This is a genomic window from Burkholderia sp. Bp8992, from assembly GCF_003853705.1.
Classification (GTDB): domain Bacteria; phylum Pseudomonadota; class Gammaproteobacteria; order Burkholderiales; family Burkholderiaceae; genus Burkholderia.
The window spans coordinates 379,474-392,491 of the sequence record NZ_QTQI01000001.1 but is presented as its reverse complement, the minus strand read 5'-3'; the positions used below and the strand labels follow the sequence as shown (position 1 = coordinate 392,491).

Here is a 13,018-nt window from a genome sequence, read left to right as displayed (position 1 = left end):
TCGACACAATCGGGAACATTTCGATCTGCCCCGGGCCCTTGTCCGCTCACGCTTCGCCGAATTTCGGCAACACCTGATGGTTTGTCCGCTTGCAGCCGGCTTTTACGATGCCTGGCTATTCGCAGCAAACGGGACAGCCGATGGTCGACGTAAAAAAGGTGCCTTACTACAAGCCGAAGAAAGGGGTGTTCGCATCGGAGTTGAAGGAATACAAGGGCTCCCAAGGATGCATCCCGCTTGATACTCAAAGAAGCGTATCGATCGACAGGCTTGCACCAGGGGAAAAGCCGCCGCCACCGCCGCCCAAACCGATTTCCAAGCCGCCGTCTGCTCCGGAAACCATCCGTTCAGCACCTCAACCGCTGCCGCAGGCCGACCTTGCAGTAACCAAAGAATCGCCAAGGCAAGCGGAATCGGAGGTTTGCGAAAACCCGCCACCTTTCGATCTTCAGGACGTACCCATTGCGATGGACAATTTAGGCTGGAAGGTTTCAGCCAAACTTGCGCGAATCTGGTTTGCGGGCTCTGCGCATACCTACAACAATGATCCGATATCGGTTCAACCGATCAGTCTTAACGACGTCACTCTGGACTGGGCATTGCAGTTCGGAAGCGTAAAAAGAAAATTCGAAAAACTTATCACCCGTGACATCTACCGGGAAGCCGCGACTGATCTGGCAAAAAAGAAGATTCTTAATCGAATCAGAAACCAATTTCTGGAAAAAAGAGGAGCAAATCTTAATTTCAATACCAGCCAACTTGAAAACAACATCCTCCAATTTCATATAAACTGGCAGTTTCAATACATCCCAATAAGCGACTGGGACACCCTGGAAAACTTAACCCCCACTGATCTTACAGGAGCGTTAGCAAATTTCAACATTTACGTTGCCATAGGAAATGTCGAAATATCTGGCGAAAAATATTTTAGATACGATAAAACAAGCAATTTCTACTGCATCGATACAATCGCAAAAGTTACACACATCTACGCCTACGTAAAAGACAATTACTCATTCAATGAAGAACAATATCTGGGGCACTGGAACAAGCACGGCGTTATTGTTGCTCCGGGCTCGCTGCTTTCAAGATCCAGCACCCCAAAGAGCAGCTCGGATATAGATATTTTCGTCAAGAGCATCAACAAGCCAGTTGACACACGAAGAAGTCTGTTTGGAAAATTCAATAAATCAGATGTTTATTTTCCAATTTATAACGCAGACTACAGTCGCTGGCGCGAAAAACATCATCGGGGTAGAGACCTCATGGTATATTCCAAGCCAGTCTATCTGAAGCTAGAAAAACCAATCGAATTCAAACTTGGCGAGATATGCAGACTCGAATCATCAGATACATTAGCCTAGCCTTTGTCGTGTACCTTGGAGCCGGATTATTATTCCATCTAAACCGACCAAGCTATGGTCGCTGTGATTTTTACACTAAAAAATTAAATGGAGGGAGTAAAAACATACGTGACACGACATATTTTTTTAAGTTGTGCGGAGCAGACATCACAAAAGGAACCGAAATCGAAATTCAGGTTTTTGATTCTGCAGGAAAATTACTCGCCCGGCGGTATTTTTCTTACTACATAAACTCAGCATCCGAGCGAGATTTGGCCGACACCATGGATTCAATCATTTATTACGACAATTCGAGCAGTGAGCCAATGATGTCGATCTCGATTCCCCCAACGAAATGGGACTGGCTTCGCGCCAGAATCCCCCTATTTTAAACGCACAATCCAATGACATCGAAAATAGCCGGCGGCATCAACCAGTATTCAGGGAAATTTAACCAACCAAATCACCTTAAATTCTTAAATATATGAAATGCATGGTCATCGGATACATCGGCCCAGCTATTATTATTTTTATAAGCTTAGGCCTGGCCATTAATTTCAATCGCCCCGACTATGGGCGATGCGATTTCTATGATCGTCCAGAAACCATGGACGGCGGCGTAAAAAACATGAATGGCGTTCCGTACCGGTTCAAGATGTGCGGCACCGGTGGGAATGACCAAGACGCGACGAACGATAATATAGAGCTACGGGTTTTCAGTGAAAAAGGGGAGCTTCTCGCGAGACGATACTTCTCGGTCAACTGGCATCATGGAAAGCACCTCCACCCGCCCCTGAGTTACGAGGGCAACCTGGTTCGCTACATCGACTTGACCGATGAATCGAATTACACGAAACATCTGAAAATCCCACCATCCAAGTGGGACTGGCTTCGCGCCAGATTGCCTTTGTTTTCGAGGCTGCACTATAAGACTTTGATTTGCAATAAATAAAGCCCCGCTACCGGGGCTTTATTTATCAACAGACTGCTCGATCGGATCAACGACACGAGTTCGACCAGCCCGCAAAAACAGGTCGCCTCAGCCGACAAATCCCCGGCGACTCACCTCGAGCCCGCTCAAGCCACCCGAAACGCCCCCACCGCGCGACGCAACCCATCCGCCTGCTCCTCGAGCGACGCAGCCGCGGCCGCCGCCTGCTCGACCAGCGCCGCGTTCTGCTGCGACACCTGATCCATCTGCGACACCGCGCGGTTCACCTGTTCGATCCCGTCGCGCTGCTCGCTCGATGCGGCGGCGATCTCGGTCATGATGCCCGTCACGCGCCCGATCGCCTGCTGGATGTCCTGCATCGTCGCGCCGGCCGTACTGACGAGCCGCGAGCCCGTCGCGACACGTTCGACCGATTCGCCGATCAGCGTGCGGATTTCCTTCGCGGCCGATGCCGAGCGCTGCGCGAGCGTGCGCACCTCGCCGGCGACCACCGCGAAGCCGCGGCCCTGCTCGCCTGCGCGCGCGGCTTCGACCGCCGCATTCAGCGCGAGGATGTTGGTCTGGAACGCGATGCCCTCGATCGTGCCGATGATGTCGGCAACCTTCTGCGAACTCTGGTCGATCTCGTTCATCGTGCCGATCACCTCGCCGACCACCGTCGCGCCGCGCGTCGCGATCTCGCTCGCGCTGTCCGCGCAAGCCTGCGCCTCGAGCGCGTTGTCGGCGTTCTGCTTCACGGTCGCCGTCAGCTGCTCCATGCTCGCAGCCGTCTCCTGCAGCGCCGATGCCTGCTCCTCGGTGCGCTGCGACAGGTCGGTATTGCCGGCCGCGATCTGGTGCGTCGCCGTCGAGATCGCTTCAGAACCCTGGCTGACCTGGCGCACCGTATCCGCGAGACTGCGCTGCATGCCCGTCACGCCCTTCACCAGCTCGGCCATCTCGTCGCGTGACGACCAGCGCACTTCCGACGTCAGGTCGCCGTCCGACAGGCGGCGGAAATGCGACAGCAGCCGGTTCACCGGCTGCGTGATCGCGAAATGCAGGCCGATCGCGCAACCCAGGCACGCGGCCAGGCCGAACGCGATGCCCGCGATCGCGCCCATGCGCATCCAGCCGTAATAGGTCTGCGCGGTGTCGTAGACATCCTTGCCGCGCGCGACCTGGTACGCGTCGAGCGCATCGGTCGCTTGCGTGAGCGCAACCGACAGCGGCGGCGCGACCGTCATCAGCAGCCGGTCGGCTTCGTCGCGCCGGCCTTCTCGGATCGCATCGATCATCGGCTTCAGCGCCTGCCCGATCAGCGCCTGGCGTGCGGCATCGAGGCGGCTCGCAAGCGGGCCTTCGTCGCCGTCGTGCGGCATCGCCGCATAGTTGCGCCAGGCCGCGTCGGCCTTCGCGAGATAGTTCTCGGCCTTCTTGACGAGTTCCGGCACTTCCGGCGCTTCCGGATGCAGCAGTGCGCGATCGAGCGTCGTGCGCACGATCGTCAGGTTCAGGCTCGCCGCGGACAGCGCGGTCTTCGCAGCCAGTTGCTGCGTGTAAGCCTCGTCGAGCGCGCGGTTCGAGCTCTGCATGCCGGCGAGGCCGATCAGCCCCGACACGACGAGCAGCACGGCGACGAGACCGAGCGTGGAGAAGATCCGCGTACGGATCGAGAAACGGGAAAACAGGGCGTTCAGGTTCATGACGGCACGTGAGCGGTGAAAAATGCCGCGGCAATCGGTCCGCGGCACTCTGTATTACGGTTTGCCTGCAAAAAACTTGAGCCTGTCCCCGCTGTTCGCCTGATCGCGGTCAATTTTTCATGCCGGCAATCTCCTGTTACCGCTGAAACATATCGAGTCTGGGCAGAAATTGACTAGTCAATCATCCGCGACTATATTTCGACACGATTCCCTGCCATGGCAGACAACTCGATGACAACCGATACCCTCCTTACTCCACCACCCGCCGAAACGGCTCGCCGCGACGCGCCGACCGGGCTGATCGTCGCCGCGCTGCTGCTCGTCATGCTGCTGTCCGCGCTCGACCAGACGATCGTGTCGACCGCGCTGCCGACGATCGTCGGCGAGCTCGGCGGGCTCGACCAGTTGTCGTGGGTCGTCACCGCGTACCTGCTGTCGTCGACCGTCGTGCTGCCGCTGTACGGCAAGCTCGGCGACCTGTATGGCCGCAAGATCGTGCTGCAGGCCGCGATCGCGCTGTTCCTCGCGGGCTCCGCGCTGTGCGGCGTCGCGCAGGACATGACGCAGCTGATCGTGCTGCGCGCACTGCAGGGGCTCGGCGGCGGCGGCCTGATGGTCGTCACGATGGCCGCGATCGGCGATCTGGTCCCGCCCGATCGCCGCGCGCGCTACCAGGGGATGTTCGGCGGCGTGTACGGCCTCGCGACGATCGTCGGCCCGCTGCTCGGCGGCTTCCTGGTCGAGCACCTGTCGTGGCGCTGGATCTTCACGATCAACCTGCCGCTCGGCTTTCTCGCGCTCGCGGTGATCGGCATGGCGTTCCGGCCGCATACCACGCACGTGAAGCACCGGATCGACTACATGGGCGCCGCGTTCCTCGCGACCGCCCTCACCTGCGTGATCCTGTTCACGAGCGAAGGCGGCTCGCTGCTGCCGTGGACGTCGCCGCAACTGTGGATGACGCTCGTGCTCGGGCTCGTCGCGATCGGCGGCTTCATTTACGAGGAGCGCCTCGCGGCCGAGCCAATCATGCCGCTCGAACTGTTCCGCCATCGCACCTTCGTGCTGGTCAGCCTGATCGGCTTCGTGGTCGGCGTCGCACTGTTCGGTTCGGTCACGTTCATCCCGCTCTACCTGCAGGTCGTGAAGGGCTCGACGCCGTCGCAGGCCGGCATGCAGCTGCTGCCGATGATGGGCGGGATGCTCGTGACGTCGATCGTCAGCGGCCGGCTGATCTCGCGGCTCGGCTCGTACCGGATGTTCCCGATCGCGGGGACGCTGATCGGCGGCGTCGCGATGGCGCTGCTGTCGACGCTGACGCTCGATACGCCGCTGTACACGATGTACGCCTACATGGCGCTGCTCGGGATCGGGCTCGGCATGGTGATGCCCGTGCTCACGCTCGCCGTGCAGAACACGGTCGAATTCCGGCACATGGGCGTCGCGACGTCCGGCGCGACGCTGTTCCGCTCGATCGGCGGCTCGCTCGGCGTCGCCGCGTTCGGCGCGCTGTTCTCGCACGGGCTGCAGTCGCGGATGATGCACGCGCTGCCGGCCGGTACCGAGCTGCCGCCCGCGCTGGGCCCGGCCGCCGTGCACCAGTTGCCCGATGCGGTACGCGATGCGTATCTGCAGGCGTTCGCCGGCTCGCTACATGTCGTGTATCTGTCGGCTGCGACGGTGATCGCGATCGCGTTCGTGCTCGCGTGGTTCGTCGAGGACGCACCGCTGCGCACGCACAACTGATCGGCCGTCGGGCCGCGTCGCGATCCGCAACCGCCCGCCCCGTTACGGCAGCAGCACGACCGCGCCCGTCGTCGAGCGCGACTCCAGCAAGCGGTGCGCGTCGGCCGCCTGTTCGAGCGGCAGTCGCGCGCCGATTTCGACATGCATCCCGCCCGCCAGCCGTTCGAGCGTCGCGCGCGCGGCGTCGCGATAGCCGTCGACGTCGCGTGCAATGAAGCCGAGCACGCTCGGCCGCGCGAGCGCGATCGAGCGTGCCGGGCCCAGTTCGTCGAGATCGAACGTCTGCCGCGCACCGATCGCGGCCACCTGTCCGATGCTCGCGACCATCCCGAACGGACGCACCGCGCCGAGCGTGCGCGTCAGCACGTCGCCGCCGATGCCGTCGATCGCGTAATCGACGCCCGCGCCGCCGCCGAACGCACGCGCCGCCGCGACAAAATCCTCCTCGCGGTAATCGACGACCGCCTCGGCGCCGTGCGTGCGGACGAGCGCGGCTTTCGCGGCCGATCCGACCGTGCCGATCACCCGCGCACCGAGCGCGCGTGCCCACTGCGTCGCCAGCAGCCCGACGCCGCCGGCCGCCGCATGCACGAGCACCGTGTCGCCGGCGCCGACCTGCCGGACGCGATGCATCAGCATGTAGACGGTGATCCCCTTCAGCAGCCCGGCCGCGGCGGCTTCGTCGCTCAGGCCGTCGGGAATCGGCAGCACGCGCGTTGCCGGCATCGTGCGCAGGCTCGCATAGCTGCCGGTCGGCATGCCCGCGTACGCGACGCGCTGCCCGGGCACGAGATCCGTCACGCCGGCCCCGACCGCGTCGATCACACCGGCCGCTTCGACGCCGAGCGCGTCCGGCAGCGCGGGCAACGCGTGTGCGCCCGTCCTGAAATAGATGTCGACGAAGTTCACGCCGACGGCGGTCTGGCGAATCCGCACTTCGCCTGCGCCGGGCGGCGCAACGGGCGCATCGACGCGGCGCAGCACGCCGGCGTCGCCGTAACGGTCGATCCCGATCCGGATGGCATTGGCAGTCTGGGTCATGACGTTCCTCGCTCTCGAATGAAGTGACACGATCATCTCATCGTGCATAATCGAGCGGAATTCACGTTAATCGCCCAGTTACTGTGCAAAATTCGACCGATCAGGATCCCGTTCCCGCGTCCGCGCTGCCGATGAGCTGGGACGACATCCGCTACTTCCTCGCGGTGATGCGCGGCGGCAGCCTGTCGGCCGCTGCTCGCGCGCTGCAGGTCCAGCATTCGACGGTCGCGCGGCGAATCGACGCGCTGGAATCCGCGCTCGGGATCCGGCTGTTCGACCGGCTGCCGCGTGGCTGGCCGCCGACCGACGAAGGACTGCATCTCGCCGAGCACGCGGCGCGCCTCGAAGCCGATGCGCATGCGTTCGCGCGCGCCGCGCAGGGCGCGGCCGCACTCGACGGCGCGGTGCGCGTGTCGGCGTCGCCGGTGTTCGCCAGCCATTTCCTTGCGCCTCGCCTGGCCCGTGCGCAGCGCGCGTGGCCGGCATTGCGGATCGACCTGATGGGCGAGATGCATGCGGCGAACCTGTATGCACGCGAAGCCGACCTCGCGGTGCGGCTGTCGCGGCCGAGCGAGCCGGGCCTCGCCGCGCGCCGGCTCGGCACGATGCGCTTCGCGCTGTGCGCGGCACCGGAATGGGCCGACGCGCCGCCCGACACCTGGCCGTTCGTCGGCTACGACGACGCGCTCGCGCAAACGCCGCAACAGCAGTGGCTCGAACGCTTCGCGGCCGGGCGCCGTTTCGCGTTCGTCGCCAACGACCTCGCCGCGCAGCATCGCGCCTGCGCCGCCGGAGCGGGCGTCGCGCTGCTGCCGCGGTTTCTCGTCGACGATCCGGCCGCGCACGCCGGCGCACCGCTCGTCGAGCTGACCGACGCGCCACGTTGCGACATCGAGCGCGAGATCTGGCTAGTCGTGCACCCGGACGTGCGCCGGTCGCCGCGCGTGCAGCGCGTCGCCGATGCGATCGCCGAGGCGGTTCATGCGGCGGACGGCCGGCTGTAGGCACCCGGCGGCGCCATTCGCCGGACGGATTTGCCACGCGCGCCGGCGGACGGCATAGTATCCATTTGATTTCGCTCCCGCCGCCGCCATGCCTACCGCTCCCGCCTGCGTCGTTCGCGACGCAACCGACGCCGACCTCGATGCGATTCACGCGATTTACGCGCATCACGTTCACCACAGCGTCGCGTCCTTCGAGGAAACGCCGCCCGATGTCGCCGAGCTGCGCGCACGCCGCGACGCGGTGCTGCACCACGGGCTGCCGTATCTCGTCGCCGAATGCGACGGCCGCGTGGCCGGCTACGCGTACGCGACGCCGTACCGTGCGCGCAGCGCGTACCGCTTCGCGATCGAGGATTCGATCTACATCGACGATGCGCAGCGCGGGCGCGGGATCGGCCGCGCGCTGCTCGCCGCGCTGATCGAACGCTGCGAAGCGGGCCCGTGGCGGCAGATGATCGCGGTCATCGCCGACGGCGGTACCGGCGGCTCGACGTCGCTGCACCGCGCATTCGGCTTCGAGCCGGCCGGCGTGCTGAAAGCGGTCGGCTTCAAGCACGGCCGCTGGATCGACACGGCGCTGCTGCAACGGCCGCTCGGCGACGGCGCGCACATGCTCCCCGCGTCGCGCCAGCCCGCCGCGTCGCGCTAGAATGGCCGCATGTCAAAACAGACTCATTCCACGCCCGACGAGGCTGTGCCGGATTCCCGCAACGAGTACACGGTCGACGAACTCGCGCGCGTATCCGACACCACCGTGCGCAACGTCCGCGCGTACCAGGATCGCGGGTTGCTCGCGCCGCCGGAGAAACGCGGGCGCGTCGGCATCTACGACGACACGCACGTCGCCCGCCTGAAGCTGATCAACCACCTGCTTGCGCGCGGCTACACGCTGTCGAACATCCAGGACCTGATCAAGGCGATCGACGAAGGCCACGACCTGCGCTCGATCCTCGGTCTCGAAAACGCGATCGGCGGCCGCTGGTCGCACGAACTGCCGAAAACCTATTCGCTCGCCGCGCTCGCGCAGATGTTCGGCCCGCAGGCGACCACACAGCTGTCGCGCGTGACCGAGCTCGGGCTGCTCGAACGGCGCGGCCTGTCGTTCGTCGCGAAGAGCCCCGCACTGCTCGAGGCGGCGGCCGCGATGACGAAGGAAGGGATCCCGCCGCGCGAGCTGCTCGACGTGATCAGCCTCGCGCGGCCGCATTTCGACGCGATCGCGCGGCTGCTCGTCGACCTCGTCGTGAAGCGGCTCGACCGCTACGACGCCGGCACGCTGCCGCCGGCCACCGACGTGCCCGAACTGGTCGACGCGATCTGGCGCCTGCGCCCGCTCGCGGCCGTGTTCGTCGAGGGCGAGACGAATCGCGCGCTCGAAACCGCGGCGAGCGCGTATCTCGGCGGCCGCGTCGCGACGATCCTCGACAAGAAGCTCAGCGACGAAGCGGCGCGCCAGTCCGGAACGCCGGATACGTCCGGTCCGGCAGACGACGGCGACAAAGCATAGGGCCGCCGCCGTCATATTCATATCGGCAATGCTTCGTTTGCCGGCGCGATCGCCCATGCGACGATTCTTCCAACCGAGCGGCACCGGCCGCTCCCCGAAGATGTCTCGCATGGAGTTCGTTCGATGATTCGTTTCACCCGCTGGATCACCCGCACCGCCGCCGTCTCGCTCGTTGCCCTGTCTGCCGCGTCGGCCTTCGCGCAAGGCAGCGCCGACAAGATCGTGCGCATCGGTTATCAAAAAGCCGGCCTGCTGTCGATCGTCAAGGCGCAGGGCTCGCTCGAAGCGCGGCTCAAGCCGCTCGGCTATGGCGTTCAATGGTTCGAATTCCCGGCCGGCCCGCAACTGCTCGAAGCGCTGAACGCGAACAGCATCGACTTCGGCTACACGGACGCGCCGCCGCCCGTGTTCGCGCAAGCCGCAGGCGTGCAGTTCGTCTATGTCGGCGCGGAACCGCCGGCGCCGCACAACGAGGCCGTGTTCGTGAAGGGCGATTCGCCGATCCGGACGGTAGCCGGCCTGCGCGGCAAGAAGGTCGCGCTGCAGAAAGGTTCGAGCGCGAACTACCTGCTGCTCGAGGCGCTGCAGAAGGCCGGCGTGCGCTATGACGAAATCCAGCCGGTCTATCTCGCGCCGGCCGACGCGCGCGCCGCGTTCGAAAGCGGCAATGTCGATGCGTGGGCCGTGTGGGATCCGTACTATGCAGCTGCGCAGAACGCGTTGAAGGTGCGTACGCTGTCCGACTACACGGGGCTCGCGGCGACCAACAATTTCTACGAGGCGACGCGGAGTTTCGCGCAACAGCATCCCGACGTGGTCGGCGCGATCCTGAAACAGGCGCGCGAAACGGGCCAGTGGGTCAACGGGCATCCGGCCGACACGGCCGCGCTGCTGGCGCCGAAGGTCGGGTTGCCGCAGGCGCTCGTCGAGACGTGGATCAAGCGCGTGCCGTTCGGTGCGGTGCCGATCGACGAGAAGATCGTCGCCGGTCAGCAAGGCGTTGCGGATGCGTTTTACGCGGCGAAGCTGATTCCGCAGAAGCTGAGTGTGGCGGAGAATGCGTGGATCGATAAAAGCGTGGCGGGTGCGCTCGCGGCGAAGTAACGCGCGGCCGTCACATGCATATTTTTAGCGACAGGCCGACGGGTGCCCAGCCCGTCGGCCGTCAGCCGTTCCGGACCGGCATCCTGTCGTCGCATCCGGCGCCGGCTGGCTCGCGCGGTGCCGAACGCTTCGGCTGAGCGTACCCGCGTTCGCATGCATGGCCCTGCTGCACGAACACGCGCATCAAGATTAGGCGGAACCCGTTCGCCGATCAGGAAAGCGCTGATGCTACGCACCAACCCACTCGCTTCGCCCAAAGACACTGCCGTCCAGTCCACCGAACAGCACACCCCGCCGCCGGCGCCGGAGCGCACGCCATCGCCGCAGCAACCGGGGCACGCGTTGTCCGGACTTCAGGATCTATCAAGCAGCCGCGCGCGTGCACCGGGCACCACGGGTGTGGAAAAGCGCCCGATTTCGCCGAGCGCGTTCAGCACGCCACAGGCGTCTGCGAAGAAGTCCAGGCTCGACGCCGATGCGCAATCCCCCACCGATGTCAGCGACAGTCACGGCCCCGATCGACTCTTCGGTTCCGGTTCGGACAGCCCAGGGCCGTCTCGCACGCAAGGCGTCCAGGCGGTCGCGTCGTCACACGGCAGTGCCGCAAAAATGGGGGGCAAGGTCATCGACGTGCCTGATCTGCCGACGCTGCAAGGCCAGCCGGAACGATGGGATCCCAGGCAAGTCCAGCGGGTGAAGCACGACATAGAAACCAGACTCACGGAGCAACATAACCATCCGGTCAAGGTGCTCGGCTATCACGTGACACCCGATCACAACGTGGCATCGCTTCGGGCAGAGGGTTTTTCCGCCGACAAGCATCAAGGGCAAGCAGGCGGGGTCGCCGGCACCAACATCCACGGCCCGGGCCTTTATATTTCCGAACGCCCGACCAGCGACTACGCCAGAGCAGACGGGCACGACACGATGTTTGCGGTAGTGGTGCCCGGTACCGGATTCCACAAGAGCAACGCGAGTCCGTCCAAAGCGTGGGCGTCGGCGCAACATCACGCGAGTACCGATACCGGCCACTACATGGAGAGCATGCAAGGCGAACTCAAGATCCTGCCGGGCGCAATCGGGCAGGTCGGGCTCGTTCCCATCGCCCGCATTCCACCTTCGATGTCGTCGGCAGCGCTGGCGGAGCGCGCAAGCATGTTCGCCAAACCCGCGGCGCCAAACGCAAACGGCGTTTCACCGGCACTGCACGCGTGGATCACGGGTGCTATCGCGGGTCATCCCAAGCTGAAGAACATCGACACGGAGACCGACCCGGAGAGGCGGCGCGCCAGCATCGAGAGCGTGGTGACCGGGCTCGAGCGCGATTGGATGAAGCCGGACGACGCAACCAGGGAAAACCTGCTTGCCGATCTGAACGCTCGCTATTCGATGCCGGGCTGAGTCGAAGATTTTTTCGCAGTGAATCGACGTCGCGGCCGGCCGGAACCCCGACGCCTCGACGGCGTCGGATTCGCGTGTGCGCCCACGTCAATCTGCAGCCGGCCGGATGGGCTTTCGCCAGGGTGCGCGGCCTGTCGGCGCACCCGCTCGCCTACTTCCCCGACGCCGCCACCTTCTTCTGCCGCCACAGGCACAGCAGATCGCAGGCGACATGCGCGGCCGCGATCGCCGTAATGTCCGCATGATCGTAAGCCGGCGCCACCTCGACCACATCGGCCCCGACCAGGTTCACCGCCCCGAGCCCGCGCACGATCGCCAGCGCCTGCGCGGACGACAACCCGCCCGCGACCGGCGTCCCCGTTCCCGGCGCGAACGCCGGATCGAGGCAGTCGATGTCGAACGTCAGATACGCGGGCCGCGCGCCGACGATCTCGACGATCCGCTCGACCGCCGCGCGCGAACCATGGTCATGCACCCACGCGGCATCGAGCCGCTCGATCCCGAGAAAGTCGTCGTTCCACGTGCGGATGCCGACCTGCACCGACGTCGCCGGATCGATCAGCCCTTCCTTCACGGCCTTGTAGAACATCGTCCCGTGATTGAGGCTGTCCGGCTCGTCGTCGGCCCACGTATCGCAGTGCGCGTCGAAATGGATCAGCGACAGCGGCTTGCCGTAGCGCTCCGCGTGCGCGACCAGCAGCGGATACGTGATGTAGTGGTCGCCGCCGAACGTCAGCATCTTCGCGCCCGAGCGCAGGATCGTGCGTGCGTGCTCGATGATCGCCGGCTTGATCGACAGCGGGTTGTGCGCGTCGAACCAGCAGTCGCCGTAGTCGACGGCCGCGAGATCGTCGAACGGATCGAAGCCCCACGGATACGGATTGAGCTCGGCGAGCTGCACGCTCGCCGCGCGGATCGCGGCCGGCCCGAGCCGTGCGCCCGAGCGATAGGTCGTCGCGAGGTCGAGCGGCACGCCGGAAATCGCGACGTCGACGCCGTCGAGCGTGCGCGAGTAATTGCGACGCATGAACGACAGCACGCCCGCATAGGTGTTTTCGATCGACGAGCCGTACGGCGTCGTGCGACGGATCGCGCCGTCGCCGTGGAGAAGTTCGGTCATGGGTCGAGCCTGTGTTCGTGGAGAGCCGGCGCCGCCCCCGCCTTCTACGAGCGCGCGGGCCGGGCACGGCATGGATACATGGGGCACGCACCGGCTTGCGCATCCAGTCGCGCGG

At 64.3% G+C, this 13,018-nt stretch carries 11 protein-coding genes; 8 read left to right on the top strand and 3 right to left on the bottom strand.

Annotation, left to right across the window (positions count from 1 at the left end):
- Positions 1-107: 107 nt before the first annotated feature.
- Positions 108-1,364: a DUF6402 family protein gene (locus tag DIE03_RS01775; protein ID WP_260434773.1), complete on the top strand. Its 1,257-nt coding sequence runs from the start codon at positions 108-110 to the stop codon at positions 1,362-1,364.
- 472 nt (positions 1,365-1,836) lie between these two features.
- Positions 1,837-2,295: a hypothetical protein gene (locus DIE03_RS01770; RefSeq protein ID WP_260434772.1), complete on the top strand. Its 459-nt coding sequence runs from the start codon at positions 1,837-1,839 to the stop codon at positions 2,293-2,295.
- Between the two features lie 125 nt (positions 2,296-2,420).
- Here the strand turns inward: DIE03_RS01770 and DIE03_RS01765 are convergent, their stop codons facing one another.
- Entirely contained in the window at positions 2,421-3,980 is a 1,560-nt protein-coding gene (locus tag DIE03_RS01765; RefSeq protein WP_124446869.1) for a methyl-accepting chemotaxis protein, read from the bottom strand.
- Between the two features lie 231 nt (positions 3,981-4,211).
- On the opposite strand from DIE03_RS01765, the gene DIE03_RS01760 reads away from it, so the two are divergent.
- Positions 4,212-5,726 (top strand): MDR family MFS transporter, encoded by a 1,515-nt coding sequence (locus DIE03_RS01760; protein ID WP_124446867.1) that lies wholly within the window; start codon positions 4,212-4,214, stop codon positions 5,724-5,726.
- Positions 5,727-5,768: 42 nt separating this feature from the next.
- Here DIE03_RS01760 and DIE03_RS01755 read toward each other — a convergent pair whose 3' ends face one another.
- Positions 5,769-6,767, bottom strand: coding sequence for a quinone oxidoreductase (locus tag DIE03_RS01755; protein WP_124446865.1), 999 nt, complete (start codon positions 6,765-6,767; stop codon positions 5,769-5,771).
- A 131-nt stretch (positions 6,768-6,898) separates the two neighbouring features.
- Here DIE03_RS01755 and DIE03_RS01750 point away from each other — a divergent pair, with 131 nt between their 5' ends.
- From DIE03_RS01750 to DIE03_RS01730, 5 genes are all read left to right on the top strand, one after another.
- Positions 6,899-7,771 (top strand): LysR family transcriptional regulator, encoded by an 873-nt coding sequence (locus tag DIE03_RS01750; RefSeq protein ID WP_124447270.1) that lies wholly within the window; start codon positions 6,899-6,901, stop codon positions 7,769-7,771.
- 88 nt (positions 7,772-7,859) lie between these two features.
- Positions 7,860-8,420, top strand: coding sequence for a GNAT family N-acetyltransferase (locus tag DIE03_RS01745; RefSeq protein ID WP_124446863.1), 561 nt, complete (start codon positions 7,860-7,862; stop codon positions 8,418-8,420).
- A gap of 9 nt (positions 8,421-8,429) precedes the next feature.
- Positions 8,430-9,278: a MerR family transcriptional regulator gene (locus tag DIE03_RS01740; protein WP_124446861.1), complete on the top strand. Its 849-nt coding sequence runs from the start codon at positions 8,430-8,432 to the stop codon at positions 9,276-9,278.
- Between the two features lie 123 nt (positions 9,279-9,401).
- A complete protein-coding gene (locus DIE03_RS01735) occupies positions 9,402-10,382 on the top strand; it encodes a sulfonate ABC transporter substrate-binding protein (RefSeq protein ID WP_124446859.1) in 981 nt (326 codons plus the stop codon).
- Between the two features lie 225 nt (positions 10,383-10,607).
- Positions 10,608-11,783 (top strand): hypothetical protein, encoded by a 1,176-nt coding sequence (locus DIE03_RS01730; protein ID WP_124446857.1) that lies wholly within the window; start codon positions 10,608-10,610, stop codon positions 11,781-11,783.
- Between the two features lie 151 nt (positions 11,784-11,934).
- On the opposite strand, the gene speB is transcribed toward DIE03_RS01730, so the two are convergent.
- Complete coding sequence (gene speB / locus DIE03_RS01725; RefSeq protein WP_124446855.1) at positions 11,935-12,903, bottom strand: agmatinase; 969 nt, start codon at positions 12,901-12,903, stop codon at positions 11,935-11,937.
- Between the last annotated feature and the right edge of the window lie 115 nt (positions 12,904-13,018).

Coding starts and splice junctions, on each gene's coding strand:
- DIE03_RS01775 (WP_260434773.1), top strand. CDS start 108: ATGCCTGGCTATTCGCAGCAAACGGGACAGCCGATGGTCGACGTAAAA.
- DIE03_RS01770 (WP_260434772.1), top strand. CDS start 1,837: ATGGTCATCGGATACATCGGCCCAGCTATTATTATTTTTATAAGCTTA.
- DIE03_RS01765 (WP_124446869.1), bottom strand. CDS start 3,980: ATGAACCTGAACGCCCTGTTTTCCCGTTTCTCGATCCGTACGCGGATC.
- DIE03_RS01760 (WP_124446867.1), top strand. CDS start 4,212: ATGACAACCGATACCCTCCTTACTCCACCACCCGCCGAAACGGCTCGC.
- DIE03_RS01755 (WP_124446865.1), bottom strand. CDS start 6,767: ATGACCCAGACTGCCAATGCCATCCGGATCGGGATCGACCGTTACGGC.
- DIE03_RS01750 (WP_124447270.1), top strand. CDS start 6,899: ATGAGCTGGGACGACATCCGCTACTTCCTCGCGGTGATGCGCGGCGGC.
- DIE03_RS01745 (WP_124446863.1), top strand. CDS start 7,860: ATGCCTACCGCTCCCGCCTGCGTCGTTCGCGACGCAACCGACGCCGAC.
- DIE03_RS01740 (WP_124446861.1), top strand. CDS start 8,430: ATGTCAAAACAGACTCATTCCACGCCCGACGAGGCTGTGCCGGATTCC.
- DIE03_RS01735 (WP_124446859.1), top strand. CDS start 9,402: ATGATTCGTTTCACCCGCTGGATCACCCGCACCGCCGCCGTCTCGCTC.
- DIE03_RS01730 (WP_124446857.1), top strand. CDS start 10,608: ATGCTACGCACCAACCCACTCGCTTCGCCCAAAGACACTGCCGTCCAG.
- speB (WP_124446855.1), bottom strand. CDS start 12,903: ATGACCGAACTTCTCCACGGCGACGGCGCGATCCGTCGCACGACGCCG.